Origin of the sequence: Stappia taiwanensis (assembly GCF_014635285.1) — a bacterium.
GTDB lineage: Bacteria > Pseudomonadota > Alphaproteobacteria > Rhizobiales > Stappiaceae > Stappia > Stappia taiwanensis.
Window position 1 is genome coordinate 580,052 of the sequence record NZ_BMCR01000002.1, and the last position, 17,312, is coordinate 597,363.

The following is a 17,312-nucleotide window of genomic DNA, read 5'->3' on the forward strand; positions in this document are numbered from 1 at the left end:
TACGAAAGCTGATCGGAATCACATGCTCACATCTCCCGACCTTGCCGCGCTGGATGGCATCGTCCACGGCTTCTTCACCCGCGAAGGCGGGGTCTCGCGCGGCATCTATGCCTCGCTCAACGTCGGTCTCGGCTCCGACGACGATCGTGCAGCGGTGATCGAGAACCGCACCCGCATCGCCACCATGCTCGGGGTGGTGCCCGGGATGCTGGTCTCGCCGCATCAGCATCATTCGGCGGACGCCATTCCCGTCTCCGTGCCCTGGACCGCCGACGCCCAGCCGAAGGGCGATGCCCTGGTCACGGACCGCCCGGGTCTCGCCCTTGGCATTGCCACCGCCGATTGCGGACCGGTGCTGTTCGCCGATCCGCAGGCGCGGGTGATCGCCGCCGCCCATTCCGGCTGGCGCGGCGCCCTCACCGGTATTCTCGAGGCCGTGCTGGTGAAGATGGAGACCCTCGGCGCCGACCGCACCCGGGTGATCGCCGTGCTCGGGCCGACGATCTCACAGAAGAACTACGAAGTGGGGCGGGACTTCCTCGACCGGTTCACCGCCGCCGATGCCGACAACGAACGCTTCTTCGTGCCCTCCGACCGGCCCGATCATTTCCGCTTCGACCTGCCCGCCTTCATCGGCCAGCGGCTGCGCCGGGCCGGGGTCGGCCGCGCCTGCGATCTCGGCCGCTGCACCTACGCGGAGCCGGAGCTGTTCTACTCCTACCGCCGGACGACCCATGCCGGGGAGCCGGATTATGGTCGGCTGATGTCGGCCATCGCCCTTTCCGGAGGCTGACGCACAACGCCGGAGACCACCCGCCCACCTCAAGCCGATGGGGTCGACCATGCCGCTGCCCTTCACACGTCAGGAATTCAGCGCCCGGCTCGACGCCCTCTGCGCGCTGATGACCGAGCAGAAGCTCGACGCCATGCTGCTGTTCGCCCAGGAAAGCATGTACTGGCTGACCGGCTACGACACCTTCGGCTTCTGCTTTTTCCAGACCATGGTGGTCACCCGCGACGAACGCATCGTCCTCTTGACCCGGTCCGCCGACCTGCGGCAGGCGCAGCACACCTCCGTCGTCGGCGACATTCGGATCTGGGAGGACCGGGCCGGCGCCTCGCCGGTGCTGCAACTGCGCGAACTGCTGTTCGAGCTCGATCTTCTCGGCGGACGGATCGGGGTGGAATACGACACCCATGGCATGACCGGGAAGGTGGCGCTGGACATCAACCAGCACCTGGCGAGTTTCGCGACCTTGCAGGATGCCTCGGCGCTGGTGCCGCTGCTGCGGGCGGTGAAGAGCCCGGCGGAAATCGCCCATGTGCGCCGCGCCGCCGAACTGACCGACGCCGCCTTTGTCGCCGGCCTTGAGAAAATCGCGCCGGGCGCCGACGAGGGCGAGATTCTCGCCGCCATGCAAGGGGCGGTCTTTGCCGGCGGCGGCGACTACCCCGGCAATGAATTCATCATCGGCTCCGGTCAGGACGCCCTTCTGTGCCGCTACAAGTCCGGCCGCCGCGTCCTTGCGGCCAATGACCAGATCACCCTGGAATGGGCTGGCGTCTATCGCCGCTACCACGTGGCGGCGATGCGCACGGTGGTGGTCGGCGAACCGACCTCGCGGCATGTCGCCCTGCACACGGCGGCGCGCGAGGCGCTGGCGGCGGTAGAGGCCAACTTGCGCCCCGGCTGCACCTTCGGCCATGTGTTCGATGCTCATGCCGCCGTGGTCGACGCGCACAAGCTGACGCCGCACCGGCTCAATGCCTGCGGGTACTCCCTTGGCGCGCGGTTCTCGCCCAGCTGGATGGATTGGCCGATGGCCTATTCCGGCAACAGCGCCGAAATCGTGCCCGACATGGTGATCTTCATGCACATGATCCTGATGGATTCCGACAGCGGCACCGCCATGACCCTCGGCCAGACCTATCTCACCACCAATGGCGCACCGGAATGCCTTTCCAACCTTCCCCTCGACCTTCCGGTCAAGGCGGGCTAAACGAACGGGACACATTCGCGCCGCGCGCAAGCCGCAAGAGCAGACCGCCAGAGCTGATAGCAAGACAAGGCCGACGAAGCCCGATGAGCGTATTCGCCCCCTCCCGACAGCGTCTCCCCCGCACCGCGCTCCTGGTCGCGGCCTTCCTGCTGACCGCCTGCGCCGGGGACCCGGTCCCGCCCGGACTGGTCTCGGACAATGCCGCCCCGGTCGCCAGCGCACCACGGGTCTCCCCCGACAAGGTAACCGTGGCCTTCGAGCCCTTCACCGGAGCGCCCGGCAACATCGCCGATTCGCTGTCCCGCCAGATCGGCAACGAGGCCGTCGCCCAGAACCTGACCCTCGTGCGGCGCGTCGGCGCCCCGGCGACCTACCGGATCAACGGGTACCTGACCGCCGCCGGCGATCAGTCGTCCACCACCATGTTCTATGTCTTCGACGTGGTCGACGCCAACGGCCAGCGGGTGCACCGCATTCTCGGGCAGGAGGACGCCCCCGGCGCCTCGGGCGACCCTTGGGCAGGCGTCGATGACGAAACGCTGGAACGGGCGGCCAAGCGCGCCGTCGCCGAGCTGAAAGCCTGGATTCGCCGTTAGTCGTCAGGCATTAGAGCGTGTCCGGCAGCTCCCCCAAGGAGCGCCGGGTAACGAAATTGGCATTTCGGAGGCACAGGCCGGTTGTTATTCGGCGGTGCGGTTGCTAAAACGCCGCCGCCTGCCGCAAGGCGCCGGGCCCGGGAGACCTCCCCCGCCGGACGCGCCGCGTGACATGGCCACGAATGAACAACGGACAGACCACGTGTGACCCTGCCTCGCCCGGGCTGCCTTTGCTGAACGGCGACGGACCAAAAAAGGACTTGCGGGCCATGAAGATCGTCGCGGGCAATTCCAATCGCGCGCTTGCCGAAGAAATTTCCAACTATCTCGGGGCTCCGCTGGCGAAATGCCAGGTGCGCCGCTTTGCCGATCAGGAAATCTTCGTCGAAATCCAGGAAAACGTACGTGGCGAGGACGTCTTCGTCCTGCAGTCCACCAGTTTCCCGGCAAATGACCACCTGATGGAACTGCTCATCATCATTGATGCGCTGCGCCGCTCCTCGGCCAAGCGCATCACCGCCGTGATGCCCTATTTCGGCTATGCCCGACAGGACCGGCGCGCCTCCGGCCGGACGCCGATTTCCGCCAAGCTGGTGGCGAATCTGATCGCCCATGCCGGCGCCCACCGGGTGCTGACGCTCGATCTGCACGCCGGCCAGATCCAGGGCTTCTTCGACATTCCGACCGACAACCTGTTTGCCGCACCGGTGATGACCCGCGACATCAAGGAGCGGTACTCGACCGAAAACGTCATGGTGGTGTCGCCCGACGTTGGCGGCGTGGTCCGCGCCCGCGCACTGGCCAAGCGCATCGACGCGCCGCTGGCGATCGTCGACAAGCGCCGCGACAAGCCTGGCGAGTCGGAAGTCATGAACATCATCGGCGAGCCGAGCGGCCGCGACTGCATCCTCGTCGACGACATCGTCGATTCCGGCGGCACCTTGTGCAATGCCGCCGAAGCCCTGCTGGCCAAGGGCGCCAATTCGGTCACCGCCTACATCACCCATGGCGTTCTGTCCGGCGGCGCGGTGGCCCGCGTCACCTCCTCCAAGCTCAAGGAACTGGTGATCACCAACTCCATCGAGCCCTCGGCGGCGGTGCTTGCAGCCCCGAACATCCGCACCGTGTCGATCGCTCCGCTGATGGGCGAGGCCATCTCGCGCACCGCGCTGGAGCAGTCGGTGTCGAGCCTGTTCAACTGATCAAGGCGGACGGGTTCCCCCGTCTCGCAGCCTTTTGACAAGAACCGGCGAGGGCCTCCCTCGCCGGTTTTTTTTCGTATCCGGCCGGCGTTACTCGACGGTGATGGTGATCACCTCCGACAGGACCGGCGGCTGGTGCGGGATATGGTTGTGATCGGCCAGCAGCAGTTGCAGCGTGTGCGTGCCCGGCGCCAGCTCGATGCTCGTCTCGGTCTGGCCGCCGCCGAAGTGGCGGTGATGCTCATCCGCCGGGATCGGATTGTCCGGATCCTCCAGCGCCTGATCCACCAACAGGTGATGATGGCCGGTCTTTTCCTTCTCCACGCCTGCGGGCGCCACACCCATGCCCTCCAGCCCGAAGCGGACGGAGACCGGGCTCTTGACCGTATCGCCATCGGCCGGCGTGATGAAATAGACCCGCGCCCCCTCTGGCGCCGGCGTGCGCATGTCGTTGCCAAGCGCTGCGGCAGGCAGAAGCAACGCGGCGGACAGTGTAACCGCTTTCAGAAAACGCATGATGATCTCTCCCGGTGCAAGGACGCGGATGGAGCGAAACCGGCGGCAAATGCCACCAGCTCCAAGCTGACCAAGGATCGGCGGGAAAGGCAAGACGGAAGGAGGCCGCTTATCGGCCACCAACCGGAAGGGAACCTACTGCGCGAGTCGGTCCCGCAGCCGCACAAGGAACTCCATCATCCGCTGGCGCGACAGGTTGTTGTTGTGCTGCCGGTCGAACCCGTGCCCCTCATCCGGGTATTCGAAGTACTCCACCTCGATCCCGGCCTTGCGCAGGGTCTCAGCAAGCCGACGCGATTGCTCCGGCAACACCCGCCGGTCGTTCGCGCCCTGGTGGATCTGTAAGGGCACACGGATCCGCTCCGCCTGAAAAAGCGGGGACAGCGCCCGCGCCCGTTCCCTATCCTTGCGCGGATCGAACCCCAGTTCCTCCAGGAAATAGGGACGCACCTGTTCCGGCATGCCCTCGATGAAGGTGGTCACATCGCTGATGCCGAAGATATCGACCGCCCCGTCGAACGCGTCCGGATATTGGGTGATCGCGGAGAGGACCGAGAAGCCACCGAACGACCCGCCCATGATGAAGCGTGGGCGTGCCTTCACCTCCGGCATCTTCGCCACATGGTCGGCGACCGCCAGAATGTCCCGGATATGCCCCCCACCCCAGTCGCCATTGTCCATGTCCATGAACGCCTTGCCGAAGCCGCTCGATCCACGCACATTCGGCAGCACCACGACGAAACCCTGACTTGCCAGCATCTGGTTGCCGGAGGAATAGAGCGGATCCACGTGATCCTGCGGCCCGCCGTGGATCACCATCACCATGGGCATTGGATTGTCGGCGCTCGCCCCATCCGGAATCATGATGTGGGTCGGGATCGGCGTGCCGTCGAAGCTCAGGATCAACTCGGAGCGATACCGGGCGAACGCACTGTCGGGCAAGCCGGTGACATTGGTGTCGAGCACTGGACGAGCCTTGCCCTTTTCCTGAACATAGAGGACCGGCGGACGCCCATCCTCCGCGAGGAAATAGAACCGCTCGCGGGTCCCGCGCGGCACGATGAAGGCGGTGACATCCCCCACCGCGGGATCGACCTCCACCGGTGTCCAGCCGCTTGTGCCCGTCGCCTCATCCGCCGCATAAAGGCTGACACGCGGTTTCAGCCCATCGCGGTAGATCAGCGCCATCATACCCGGTTCGCCAATGCCAAAGCCGGTAAGCTCCCCCGCGACCGGAACGTCAAGCGCGCTGAAACCGCCCGCCCCGTCATAGATCCAGGGACGCATCGGTCCGCCTTCCCGGTTCGCCAGAATGTAGTAGCCACCGCGATAGGCCTGCGCACCGACCACCCGCACATTCGCCTCTTCCAGGAACCAGTCGGTCTCGCCGCTTTCCAGATCCAGTAGCCCCAGATGCTGCTCGTCATTGGTGACGAAGCGCAGGAGGATCAGCTTCTTGCCATCCGGGGTCGCCTCCAGGCATTGCAGCCAGCGCCCCGGCTCCGCATAGAGCATCTCGGAACGGCCGGTCTCCGCATCGATGCGGAAGATCGCCTTTTCGCCCCACATATGCGCACCGCGCGCAGTGTAGAGATCGGCCCCATCGGGCGAGAACCCGCAAGGCAGGTCGAGCTTGTCGCGCGGCGTCGGCACCCGATAGGCGCCGGTATCCAGATCGACGATATGCAGCTTGGTTTGTTCGTCACCCTGCGCGTCCAGCGTGAAGGCCATGCGCGTTTCATTGCCATCGACCAGCAGGTTGTCGCCCTTGGCTGCGCCGATGGAAAACAGCGAGGTCATCCGGTCGCTGGCAAGGTCATAGCGAATGATATGAGCGCCGCGATCCGGATCGTAGATCCCCGCATAAAGCCGCTCGCCCGTCCGGTTGAGAAGCGGCGCACCCAGGCTGCGTACCCTGGCGTAGGCATCCGGCCCGGGGACCGGCCCATCTGCCGACGTGTCGTCTCCGGCCCGCCCGGTCGAGCTTGCGGCAACGACCATCAGGCAAAAGGCCAAAGCCCGATGCCATCCGCTCCGACCGGCACGCATCTTGTCGTTCAATCGCATAACCATGCCCCTCCGGCGAACCTCAGCCGCGCCAGCGCAACAGCCGACGTTCGGCCCGGCCGATCAACCAGCTCACCACCAGTCCCAGCACGGACAGCATGGCAACGCCGGCCAGCAACTGATCGGTGGCGAACAGGCTGCCGGCCATCAGCACATAGGCACCGACGCCGTATTCGGCGCCGATCATCTCCGCCGCCACCAACAGGATGATGGCGATGGAGGCGGAAATCCGGCAGCCGGACAGGATCGCCGGCATCGCCCCCGGCAGGATGATCTTGCGCACGATCGACCACCAGCCCAACCCGAAGGACTGACCCATGCGCACCAGCGTGCGGTCGACGTTGTCGACCCCGCCATAAGTGGCGATCACCGTGGGAAAGAACGAGCCGAACAGGATGGTTGCCACCTTCGAGCCCTCGCCGATGCCGAACCAGATGACGAACAGCGGCAGCAGCGCGATCTTCGGGATCGGAAACAGCGCCGACACCAGCGGCAGGAGACCCGCCCGGGCGAGCGGCAACAGCCCCACCATCAGCCCGACGGCGACGCCCAGCGTCACCCCGAGGCTCCAGCCGATCACCAGCCGCTGCAACGACGCGCCGAGATGCAGCCAGAGCTGCCCGGTCTCCACCAGTTGCCTGAGCGCCTCCAGCGCCTCGCTCGGCGCCGGCAATACCAGATTGCTGATCACGCCGCTGCGCGAGCCCGCTTCCCAGCCGAGCAGGAGCACGGCGAAGACCAGCGGCCCGACAAAGCGCCAGTGGCCCGGCCGGAACCCACCGCCCCGATAGGGGACGGCGCGAAGGTTCTTCGCCGCTTCGGTCATGTCCGTCCGTTCGGCCACATCACTCCGCGACATCGGCAATCTCCCTGTCCGCGGCCCGGGCCTCGTCGCGCAGCAGCGTCCAGAGCTGGCTCTGGATCGCCTCCAGTTCCGGATGGCCCGGCCCCCGCTCGGAAAGCTCCATGTCAATCTCCACCACCGTGCGAATTTGCCCCGGACGGCGCGACAACACCACGACCCGATGCCCCAGGCGCACCGCCTCGGCCAGATTGTGCGTCACATAACAGGCGGTGAACCGCTCCCGCTGCCACAGCGAGACCAGATCGTCCATCAGGAGCTCCCGCGTCTGGCTGTCGAGGGCGGACAGGGGCTCATCCATCAGCATCACCGCCGGACGCACGGCCAGCGCCCGGGCAATCGCCACCCGCTGCCGCATGCCGCCGGAAAGCTGACGTGGCAGCGCCTCGCGAAACTCCGAAAGCCCCGTACGCGCCAACACGTCCTCGATGATCGCCGCGACACGCTGCTTGCCAAGGCCATGGTCTTCCAGCACCAGCGAGATGTTGCCGGCCACGGTCCGCCAGGGCAGCAGGGCGAAATCCTGAAACACATAGGTCAGCGGGTTGAGAGAACCTTCCGGCTCGGGACCGGAGAGCAGCACCTCGCCCGCGTCCGGCCGTTCCAGCCCGCCGATGAACCGCAACAGGGTCGACTTGCCGCAGCCGGACGGGCCGATGATGCAGACGATCTCGCCCCGCCGGATATCAAGATTGATATCCCGCATCACCTCGGTCCCGCCGTAGCGATGCGAAATACCGCGTAGCAAGAGGTCCATGGTCAGTCGGTTTCGACGAAGCTGGTGTCCACCAGCGTTTCCATCGACACACTGGCCGGGACCAGTTTCTCGGACTTGAACCAGTCGAGCTGATCCTGGACCGAGGCGAGATTGAGCCGCGCGCCCTTGTTGATGCGCATGGCGCCATTGCGGATCGAGCCTTCGGCCTTCTCGAACGGCCGGTCCGCATAGACGTATTTGTGGATCAGGCGCACCATCGCCTCCTGCTCCTCCGCGCTCAGGGTCTTGTCGACCAGGGCGGCGTTGAAGTCGTCGGCGCCCCGGGAGAAGGCGGCAAGGAAGCGCTTGACCAGCTCCGGCCGCTCGCTCGCATTGCGCGTGGAGGTGAAGACGGTGGTCACCTGATAGCCGGGGATGTAATCGGCGATCTTGCCGATCACCTCGACCTCAGGCGCCTTGGCCAGGCCCTTGGCGATATGCGGCACGATGGCCCAGGCGTCGATCTGGCCGGTCTTCAGCGCGCCGATCACCGCCCCCACCTTCTGCAGCGGACGCAAGGTGATTTCGGCACGGTCGAACCCTTCCTTGTCGGCGATCTTGTGCGCCATGTAATGGAAGGAAGACCCGGCCTGGGTGATGCCGAAGCTGTGGCCCTTGAGCGCCGCCGGCGTGGTCACGCCCGCGTCATAGGCGCCCTTGGAGACGAGAATCATCTGACCATCGACGCCCGGCTCTTCCTGCAGCGCGCCGCCGACCACCTTGATGGCACCTTTCTCGGCCAGGTTGATCAGCCCGCCGGAAATCGCCGTCACGCCGAAGTCCACATCTCCGGAAGCAATCGCCACGGCCATCGGCTGGGCCGCCTGGAAGAACTTGAACTCGACCTCCAGCCCTTCCTCGGTGAAATAGCCGCGCTCAAAGGCAACGAAGCTGGCCGCATGCGAGGTAAACCGCAGCGCGCCGACCGTAACCTTGTCGGCGGCCAGCACGCCCGTCGGCGTCATCGCCGCCGACGACAGCGCCAGGGATGCAAGAACGGCCGCCTTGGCGAACCCACGCCGCGTCCATCGGGACATGATTCCACCCGTATCGCGCGCACCCGCTCCTGTCCGCTTCCCCATGCCGTGTCTCCTGATGCTGCTCTTTCGCTGGGCCTAGACGCTGTTCTCGCGTCAAAAATTCGCCGCAGGTGAGCCCACCGCCTGCCGATTGTCAATCGCGCCTGTCATTGTGACGGTGGGATCTCCCGCAAGATCGCCTGTCGCGCGAGCGTCCTGACCCGGCCGGAGCGCAGGCATCTTGCCCTTTTTGCCCGGTTCGGCTATACGGCACGCGCGTGCCTGCACCCCTGGAGGAGGCGCAACCGGGCTGGACCGTTTCCGCGAAAACGTTTGATCGGAAGCCCCAGCCTTCATCATAACATTTGAAGGAGAATTGCCATGGCTGAAGGCTATGTGCTGAAGGCATCGGCGAGAGATCGGGTTGGCAAGGGGGCCGCTCGCTCACTCCGTCGCGAAGGCCTCGTTCCCGCTGTCATCTATGGTGGCAAGCAACCCGCCCTGCCGATCGCCATTCCGGCCAAGGAATCGACGATCGCCCTGCATCGCGGCGGCTTCATGACCCACCTGGGCACCATCGACGTCGACGGCACGTCGCACCTGGTGATCGCCAAGGACTACCAGCTCGATCCGGTCCGTGACGACCTGATCCACGTTGACTTCCTGCGCGTTGCCAAGGGCTCGGAGCTGACCGTCGAGATTCCGGTCCAGTTCCTCAACGAAGAGACCTGCCCGGGCATCAAGGCCGGCGGCATGCTCAACGTCGTCCGCCACACGGTGGAGATGACCGTCCCGGCCGAGGCCATTCCGGACGCGCTCGTCATTGACCTCGCCAAGGCGAATGTCGGCGACTCGATCCACATTTCCGCGGTCGAGATCCCCGAGGGCTGCGCCCCGACGATCACCGATCGTGACTTCACGATCGCGACGATCGCCGCTCCTGGCGGTGGCGCCGGCGCGGACGAGGAAGCTGCAGAAGGCGAAGAAGAGGCTGCGAGCGAGGAATAATCGCACGCTGCCCGGGCCGGTTCGGCCCTGTTCGATCCCGGTCCGGGCTGGCGCCGCCAGCCCGGATCACAACCGGATCACGAGATGACGGGGGAACCCCATGCGGATCATCGTCGGTCTTGGAAATCCGGGATCAGGCTACGCACGCAACCGACACAACATCGGTTTCATGGCCGTGGATGCGCTCCACGACCGCCATCCCGGCTTCGGCCCCTGGCGCAAACGGTTCCAGGCGGAGGTCGCCGAAGGGATGCTCGCCGGCGAGAAGGTTCTTCTCCTGAAGCCGGCCACCTACATGAACGAATCCGGCCGCGCCGTTGGTGAGGCGCTGCGCTTTTACAAGCTGACCCCGGCCGACGTCATCGTCTTCTACGATGAGCTCGATCTTGCGCCGGGCAAGGTCCGCCTCAAGACCGGCGGCGGCAGCGGCGGCCACAACGGCATCCGCTCGCTCGACGCCCATATCGGCAAGGACTACCTGAGGGTTCGCCTCGGCATCGGCCACCCCGGCCACAAGGACCGGGTGACCGCCCATGTGCTGGGCGACTTCGCCAAGGCCGACCAGCCATGGCTGGAACCGCTACTCGACGCATTGGCGGGGGAAGCGGACCTGCTCCTGTCCGACAAGCCGGCGGAGTTCTGCAATCGCCTGCACCTGGCGCTGGCACCGGCTGGCGGCAAGGGACAGGCCCCGAAACGACCGTCAGCCGGCGCGCCGGCTGCGTCTTCCTCGCCACGAACGCAAAAGGCTGCGGCGAGCGGCGCCAACGCACAAGCCCCCCGCCCGGCCGGTCCGCTGGCGGAAGGTTTGGCGCGACTTCTTGGAAAAAAGGGAACTGACTAGATGGGCTTTCAATGTGGCATCGTCGGCTTGCCGAATGTGGGCAAATCCACGCTCTTCAACGCACTGACGAAAACGGCCGCCGCCCAGGCCGCCAACTATCCCTTTTGCACCATCGAGCCCAACACGGGTGAGGTTGCCGTTCCCGATCCGCGCCTGCGGGAGATCACCAAGGTTTCCAAGTCGGCGAACATCGTGCCGACGCGGCTGACCTTTGTCGACATCGCCGGTCTGGTGCGTGGCGCCTCCAAGGGCGAAGGGCTTGGCAACCAGTTCCTGGCGAATATTCGCGAGGTCGATGCCATCGCCCATGTGCTGCGCTGCTTCGAGGATGACGACATCACCCATGTCGACGGCCGCATCGATCCGATCGCCGACGCGGAGACCGTGGAAACGGAACTGATGGTCTCCGACCTGGAAAGCCTGGAACGGCGGCTGGCGCCGCTGAAGAAGAAGGCCACCGGCGGCGACAAGGACGCCAAGGCCGTGATCCCGGTGATGGAGGCGGCCCTTGAACTGCTGCGCGAGGGCAAGCCGGCCCGGCTGGTGGAGGTCTCCACCCCGGAGGAGCGCAAGATCCTCGACGGGCTCAACCTTCTGAGCACCAAGCCGATCCTCTATGTCTGCAATGTGGAGGAAAGCGCGGCGGCCACCGGCAACAGCCAGTCCGACCGGGTCAAGGCCATGGCCGAGGAACAGGGCGCGGCCTGCGTCGTCATTTCCGCCGCCATCGAGGCGGAAATCGCCCAGCTCGAGGAAGACGAACAGGCCGAATACCTTGAGACCCTTGGTCTGGAAGAGCCGGGCCTCGACCGGCTGATCCGCTCCGGCTACGATCTTCTCGACCTGATCACCTATTTCACCGCCGGCCCGAAGGAAGCCCGCGCCTGGACCATCCGCAAGGGCACCAAGGCACCGCAGGCCGCCGGTGTGATCCATACCGATTTCGAGCGTGGCTTCATCCGCGCCCAGACCATCGGCTTCGAGGACTACATCACCCTTGGCGGGGAAAGCGGCGCCAAGGAAGCCGGCAAGGCCCGCGACGAAGGCAAGGAATACGTCGTCAAGGACGGTGATATTCTCCTGTTCAAGTTCAACACCTGACGTTGGCCGCCCGCGCCTTTGCGGCGCCGGTTTCGGCCCGGCGCCAGCGCTCATGGGCGCCCTCCCTCAAGCCCCGCTTCGGCGGGGCTTTTTGCTGTCCGGGAGAAAAAACTTGCCGCTACGGCATCGAGCCGCAAACAGAAACTTGGTTAACACTTTAATTTCATTGAGCATTTTTCGTTTCTTAAGAAAAGACCGGTACAGCGGAAGGCATCCATTTCGTTTCCAGACGTGAACAAGGATCGCCTCGTATGTCCAAGTCCAAAGTCCTTTCCGCCCTCACAGCCGCTGTGATGCTCGGCGCCAGCGTCCTGCCGCAGACCGCGCTTGCCTGCACCCGGACCGTCTATGTCGGCGCTGACAACACGGTCATCACCGGCCGCAACATGGACTGGATGGAGGACATGCAGACCGATCTGTGGGTCTTCCCGCGCGGCATGAAGCGCACGGGCAACGCCGGCCCCGGTTCCCCGGAGTGGACCGCCAAATACGGCAGCGTCATCGCATCGGGCTACAACACCGCCAGCGCCGACGGCATGAACGAGAAGGGCCTTGTCGCCAATCTCCTCTATCTGGCGGAGAGCGACTACGGCAACGACAACAGCCATCCGCCGATGGTGATCGGCCTGTGGGCACAGTATGTGCTCGACAATTTCGCGACCGTTGCCGAAACGGTGAAGGCGCTGCAGGACACGCCGCTGCACATCATCGCCCCCAAGCTGCCGAACGGCTCGGCGGCCGCCCTGCATCTGTCGGTGTCCGATCCCAGCGGCGATTCGGCCATCTTCGAATATGTGAAGGGTGAACTCGTCATCCATCACAGCAAGGACTACAAGGTGATGACCAACTCGCCGGTCTTCGAACAGCAGCTGGCGCTCAACACCTATTGGGACAAGATCGGTGGCAACGCCTTCCTGCCGGGCACCGTCAGTGCGGCTGACCGGTTCGTGCGGGCATCCTTCCTGCTGGACGCGACCACCAAGAAGATCGACAAGAACTTCATCAACGCTGTCCCGGGCAAGACCTACGCCAACCAGGCGGTTGCCCAGTCGCTCTCCATCATGCGCGGCGTCAGCGTCCCGCTCGGCATCAGCACCCCGGGCGAGCCGAACATCGCCTCGACCCTGTGGCGGGTTGCCGCCGATCAGACCAACCTGGTCTACTTCTTCGATTCCGCAACCACCCCGAACACCTTCTGGGTCGATTTCGCCGATCTCGATTTCTCCGAGGAAGCCAAGCCGAAGAAGCTGGAGATCGCCGGCGGTCACTACTACTCCGGCAACGCGGCAGAGCATTTCGAGGAAGCCAAGCCGTTCGAATTCATGTCGGCCGACACCAAGAAGTAATCTGCCTTGCCTCCTCGCCCCACAGCGGCGGGACATGGCAAGACGACACGAGACGGGGCGGCCCATGCCGCCCCGTTTCCGGCTCACCCGACGCCCGATGTGCCGGGCACCGCCTTTGCGCTCGACAGGAGGCCGGGGCAGCGTATACATCCAGTCTCATGAGTGATTTTCGCAGCTTCGAGGATTTCCATCCGGGCGAGGACATTGTGCTCGGATCGAAAACCGTCACCCGGGACGAGATTATCGCCTTTGCCCGCGAATTCGACCCGCAGCCCTTTCATCTCGACGAGACCGCCGGCGAAACATCGCTGCTGGGCGGGCTTGCCGCGTCCGGTTGGCACACCATCGCCATGCTGATGCGCATGCTCTGCGACGGCCTGTTGCTGCACTCCAGCTGCAACGGCTCTCCCGGCGTGGAGGAAGTTCGCTGGATGCGCCCGGTGCGCCCCGGCGACACCCTGACGGCCACCGCCCGGGTGATGTCGACCCGCGCGCTGCGCTCGCGCCCCACCCTTGGCGTCGTCACCTTCCTGATGACCCTCGTCAATCAGGACGGGCATGCCGTCATGACCCAGGAAAACACCATCCTGTTCGAACGGCGCGAGGCTGCGGCATGAACTGGTTCGAAGACATGCAGATCGGCGAGCGCCGGGACCTCGGCAGCTTTACCTTCACCGCCGAGGATATCATCCGCTTCGCCAAGGCCTATGATCCGCAGCGGTTCCACCTTTCCGACGAGGAAGCGCGCAAGACCCATTTCGGACGGCTTTGTGCCTCCGGCTGGCACACCGCCTCGGTCTGGATGAAGCTGATGGTGGCCTCGCTCGATCTTGAGCACGCCGGCGGCGGGCCGAGCGCCCGGCTGGGCCCCTCCCCCGGCTTCACCGACCTGAAGTGGATCAAGCCGGTGTTTGCCGGCGACACCATCACCTATTCCTCCACGCTGGTGGAGAAGACGGAGATCCGCAGCCGGCCGAAATGGGGCTTGGTGCAGCACCGGAACGAAGGCGTCAACCAGGACGGAGTTCTGGTGTTCTCCTTCATCGGCAAGGTCTTCGTCGCCCGCAAGCCCGCCGACGAGGCCTGAGGCCCGCCATCACGCCAGCCGCCCGCCCCCGGGCCGACGACCCGGGGACGACTGGCATCCTCTGATCGGCTCAGATCGTGCGGGCAAACACCACTTCGTCATGAATGGGAATGCGGTACTCGCCAGTGAGCGGGATTTCCGGCTTCAGCCGCCGCTCCTCGTCGATCGCGCCGAACACCACCTTTTCCAGCCGGAAGCCGCGCCGCTGATAGAAGCGGAAGGCATCCAGATTGTCGTTCGAGGTGCGCACCATCAGCCGGCGGATGCCGTTTTCCAGCGCCGAGCCGACCACCGCATTGAGCAGCAAGGTCCCGACCCCGCCCCAGCGGTTCAGCGAATCCAGCGTCAGGATCTCCCACTCGCTCTCCCGCTTGATGATGGTCACGAGCCCGACCATTTCGCCATCATCTTCAGCGATGAAACCCGGAAGGCGCGATCCGTCGATCATCTCGCCTTCGATCAGGATTTCCGGGCTGGTCCAGCGCCGCGTCAGGAGATCAACGACCGCCGCGTGATCCTCCTCCCGCGTGGGTCGAATGCTAACCGCCATGGACGTCTCCTTTTCCGCGCGATCGACCCCAGGCCGCATAGCGCTGTCATATCTCTCATTCGCAGGGCGCTGCCCTGCAAGACCCGCTCGTTGCGCCGGGCAGCCCTTTGCCCTAGCGCCGCAGGATCCGCTCATTGAGCCCGCGCCGTGCCTGCCAGCCGGACCGTTCCAGCTCCGGATCGCGATGTTCCTCCACCGGATATCCCAGACACAGATAGGCGATCAAGCGCCAAGAGGCCGGAACGTCGAGCGCTTCGGTCACCACATCCGGTTCCAGGATCGACACCCAGCCCACACCCACACCGTGCATTCTGGCGGCCAGCCACAACGTATTGATGGCACAAACCGCCGAGTAGGCAAGCATCTCCGGCATGGTCCGCCGGCCAAGCCCGCGCCCCTGATCCGTGCCCTCGTCGCAGAACACCGCCAATTGCACCGGCGCCGCATCCAGCCCTTCCAGCTTCAACCGGGCATAGCGCGCGGCCGCCTCGCCATCATAGGCCTCAAGCGCCCGCTGATTGCAGCGCAGGAAGCTTTCCCGCACCCTGTCACGGCGTTGAGGTTCGCCGACCAGCACGAAACGCCAGGGCTGGCTGTTGCCGACAGAGGGTGCCATGTGCGCCGCCGCCAGCAGATCTTCCACCAGCGCCGGCTCGAGCGGCGTGGTGCGAAAGCGGCGCACATCCCGGCGCCAGGCGAGCAGGTCCAGGAAGCAAGCCTGAAAGCCCGCATCGAAGGAGGGTTCGCCCGGCCCCGACACGCGAACCTCAGTGTCCGGGGAAATCGACGAGCGTGCGTACCGGCACGTCCAGTGCCTCGATCCGCGCACGGCCGCCGAGATCCGGCAGGTCGATGATGAAGCAGGCGGCAACCACCTCCGCGCCCATCTGCTGCAACAGCTTGGTCGCCGCTTCGGCCGTGCCGCCGGTGGCGATCAGGTCATCGACAAGAATGACCTTCTCGCCGGGTTTGACCGCGTCCTTGTGGATCTCCATTTCGTCGAGCCCGTATTCCAGAGAATAGGCGATGCGCACGGTCTCGTGCGGCAGCTTGCCCTTCTTGCGGATCGGCACGAAGCCGGCGGAGAGCTGATGCGCGACCGCACCGCCGAGAATGAAGCCCCGCGCCTCGATCCCTGCGACCTGATCGATCTTCGATCCCGCCCAGGGCTGCACCAGCGCATCGACCGCACGGCGGAACGCGCGCGCATTGCCCAGCAGCGTGGTGATGTCGCGAAACAGGATGCCCTTTTTCGGATAGTCGGGAATCGTGCGGATCGCCGCCAGCAATTCATCCGAAACAGTTTCTGCCACCATTGCCCAGCCTCTTTCTCGGAGCGCTCCATGGTGTCACGAACACCCGGCGCCGCTCCAGCCCTTTGTTGTGATGTCATCCGGAGCGAAGAACGGAGTCTCCGCCGTGCCGGGATTTGTCTTGCGAGCCGCCGCGGCCCCTCGCCGGCCGCCGGCTGTCCGTGACGCCTAGCGGGACAGCATCCGTCCGGCCACCGCGTCGAGCTTTGCCACCAGCGCCGGATCGCGCATCTCCGGTGCCGTCATCAGCGCATATTCCAGCGCCGTGTCTGAGCCGACCGGGCAGGCTTCATGCTGACGCGGCAGATCCTTCGCCAGCCGCGCCACCAGTCGCCGCGCATTGTCGGAGTTGGCGTGCAGCACCTTGATGATTTCCTGAATGTCGACGGCTCCGTGATGCGGATGCCAACTGTCGTAATCGGTCACCATCGCCACCGTCGCGTAGCAGATCTCAGCCTCGCGGGCGAGCTTCGCCTCCGGCATGTTGGTCATGCCGATCACGTCGCAGTCCCAGGACCGGTAGAGCTTGCTTTCGGCCAGCGAGGAGAACTGCGGCCCTTCCATGGCAAGGTAGGTGCCACCGCGATGCAGGGTCAGCCCCTCGGCCGCGCCCGCCGCCGCGATATGCTCCACCAGCCGCGGCGACACCGGATCGGCCATCGACACATGGGCAACGCAGCCCTTGCCGAAGAAGCTCTTTTCCCGGGCGAAGGTCCGGTCGATGAACTGATCGACGAGCACGAAGCTGCCCGGCGCCATCTCTTCCTTCAGCGAGCCGCAGGCGGAGACCGAGACCAGCGAAGTCACGCCGCAGCGCTTCATCACGTCGATGTTTGCCCGGTAGTTGATATCGGACGGCGCATAGCGGTGACCACGGCCATGCCGGGGCAGGAACACCACCTTCAAGCCATCGACCTCACCGATCCGCACCGCATCGGACGGCTCGCCCCAGGGGCTGTCCACCGTCACCCATTCCGCGCCCACCAGTTCCGGCAGGTCATAGAGGCCGGACCCACCGATCACCCCAAGAACCGCATTGCCCAT

At 65.3% G+C, this 17,312-nt stretch carries 19 protein-coding genes; 10 read left to right on the plus strand and 9 right to left on the minus strand.

From position 1 onward, the window contains the following. The first annotated feature begins 22 nt into the window (after positions 1-22). From pgeF to IEV83_RS06530, 4 genes are all read left to right on the plus strand, one after another. Positions 23-793, plus strand: a complete 771-nt coding sequence (pgeF, locus tag IEV83_RS06515; RefSeq protein WP_181759405.1) for a peptidoglycan editing factor PgeF — start codon at positions 23-25, stop codon at positions 791-793. A gap of 49 nt (positions 794-842) precedes the next feature. Next, the gene (locus IEV83_RS06520) at positions 843-2,000 is read left to right on the plus strand and encodes a M24 family metallopeptidase (RefSeq protein WP_181759406.1); all 1,158 of its coding nucleotides are present in this window, start codon (positions 843-845) and stop codon (positions 1,998-2,000) included. 83 nt (positions 2,001-2,083) lie between these two features. Beyond that, positions 2,084-2,596 (plus strand): hypothetical protein, encoded by a 513-nt coding sequence (locus tag IEV83_RS06525; protein WP_209003003.1) that lies wholly within the window; start codon positions 2,084-2,086, stop codon positions 2,594-2,596. Positions 2,597-2,865: 269 nt separating this feature from the next. Beyond that, on the plus strand, positions 2,866-3,798 hold the full coding sequence (locus IEV83_RS06530) for a ribose-phosphate pyrophosphokinase (RefSeq protein ID WP_181759407.1): 933 nt from the start codon (positions 2,866-2,868) through the stop codon (positions 3,796-3,798). A 90-nt stretch (positions 3,799-3,888) separates the two neighbouring features. On the opposite strand, the gene IEV83_RS06535 is transcribed toward IEV83_RS06530, so the two are convergent. The 5 genes from IEV83_RS06535 to IEV83_RS06555 form a co-directional block, all read right to left on the minus strand. Further along, on the minus strand, positions 3,889-4,305 hold the full coding sequence (locus tag IEV83_RS06535) for a DUF4399 domain-containing protein (RefSeq protein WP_244628100.1): 417 nt from the start codon (positions 4,303-4,305) through the stop codon (positions 3,889-3,891). A 144-nt stretch (positions 4,306-4,449) separates the two neighbouring features. Next, the gene (locus IEV83_RS06540; protein ID WP_181759409.1) at positions 4,450-6,315 is read right to left on the minus strand and encodes a S9 family peptidase; all 1,866 of its coding nucleotides are present in this window, start codon (positions 6,313-6,315) and stop codon (positions 4,450-4,452) included. An 88-nt stretch (positions 6,316-6,403) separates the two neighbouring features. Next, complete coding sequence (locus IEV83_RS06545; protein ID WP_209003004.1) at positions 6,404-7,240, minus strand: ABC transporter permease; 837 nt, start codon at positions 7,238-7,240, stop codon at positions 6,404-6,406. After that, positions 7,227-8,000 (minus strand): ABC transporter ATP-binding protein, encoded by a 774-nt coding sequence (locus IEV83_RS06550; RefSeq protein WP_181759410.1) that lies wholly within the window; start codon positions 7,998-8,000, stop codon positions 7,227-7,229. The genes IEV83_RS06545 and IEV83_RS06550 overlap by 14 nt, the downstream gene beginning before the upstream one ends. A gap of 2 nt (positions 8,001-8,002) precedes the next feature. Next, complete coding sequence (locus IEV83_RS06555) at positions 8,003-9,037, minus strand: ABC transporter substrate-binding protein (protein ID WP_181759411.1); 1,035 nt, start codon at positions 9,035-9,037, stop codon at positions 8,003-8,005. Between the two features lie 363 nt (positions 9,038-9,400). Between IEV83_RS06555 and IEV83_RS06560 the strand changes: the two genes are divergently transcribed. From IEV83_RS06560 to IEV83_RS06585, 6 genes are all read left to right on the plus strand, one after another. After that, entirely contained in the window at positions 9,401-10,027 is a 627-nt protein-coding gene (locus tag IEV83_RS06560) for a 50S ribosomal protein L25/general stress protein Ctc (protein WP_181759412.1), read from the plus strand. A gap of 100 nt (positions 10,028-10,127) precedes the next feature. After that, complete coding sequence (pth, locus tag IEV83_RS06565; protein ID WP_181759413.1) at positions 10,128-10,871, plus strand: aminoacyl-tRNA hydrolase; 744 nt, start codon at positions 10,128-10,130, stop codon at positions 10,869-10,871. After that, entirely contained in the window at positions 10,872-11,972 is a 1,101-nt protein-coding gene (gene ychF / locus IEV83_RS06570) for a redox-regulated ATPase YchF (RefSeq protein WP_181759414.1), read from the plus strand. 293 nt (positions 11,973-12,265) lie between these two features. Next, the gene (locus tag IEV83_RS06575; RefSeq protein WP_371873419.1) at positions 12,266-13,318 is read left to right on the plus strand and encodes a linear amide C-N hydrolase; all 1,053 of its coding nucleotides are present in this window, start codon (positions 12,266-12,268) and stop codon (positions 13,316-13,318) included. Between the two features lie 158 nt (positions 13,319-13,476). Then, positions 13,477-13,935, plus strand: coding sequence for a MaoC family dehydratase (locus IEV83_RS06580; protein WP_181759416.1), 459 nt, complete (start codon positions 13,477-13,479; stop codon positions 13,933-13,935). Continuing rightward, positions 13,932-14,405: a MaoC family dehydratase gene (locus tag IEV83_RS06585; RefSeq protein ID WP_181759417.1), complete on the plus strand. Its 474-nt coding sequence runs from the start codon at positions 13,932-13,934 to the stop codon at positions 14,403-14,405. The genes IEV83_RS06580 and IEV83_RS06585 overlap by 4 nt, the downstream gene beginning before the upstream one ends. A 70-nt stretch (positions 14,406-14,475) precedes the next feature. Here the strand turns inward: IEV83_RS06585 and IEV83_RS06590 are convergent, their stop codons facing one another. The 4 genes from IEV83_RS06590 to IEV83_RS06605 all read right to left on the minus strand — a co-directional run bounded on the left by IEV83_RS06590 (position 14,476) and on the right by IEV83_RS06605 (position 17,312). Then, positions 14,476-14,955 carry a GNAT family N-acetyltransferase gene (locus tag IEV83_RS06590; protein WP_181759418.1) on the minus strand — a complete coding sequence of 160 codons (480 nt, stop codon included), beginning with the start codon at positions 14,953-14,955 and terminating at the stop codon, positions 14,476-14,478. A 112-nt stretch (positions 14,956-15,067) separates the two neighbouring features. Next, positions 15,068-15,715 carry a 5,6-dimethylbenzimidazole synthase gene (gene bluB, locus IEV83_RS06595; protein ID WP_181759419.1) on the minus strand — a complete coding sequence of 216 codons (648 nt, stop codon included), beginning with the start codon at positions 15,713-15,715 and terminating at the stop codon, positions 15,068-15,070. A gap of 7 nt (positions 15,716-15,722) precedes the next feature. Further along, positions 15,723-16,271 carry an adenine phosphoribosyltransferase gene (locus IEV83_RS06600; protein WP_209003312.1) on the minus strand — a complete coding sequence of 183 codons (549 nt, stop codon included), beginning with the start codon at positions 16,269-16,271 and terminating at the stop codon, positions 15,723-15,725. A 165-nt stretch (positions 16,272-16,436) separates the two neighbouring features. After that, positions 16,437-17,312, minus strand: a complete 876-nt coding sequence (locus IEV83_RS06605) for an S-methyl-5'-thioadenosine phosphorylase (RefSeq protein ID WP_181759420.1) — start codon at positions 17,310-17,312, stop codon at positions 16,437-16,439.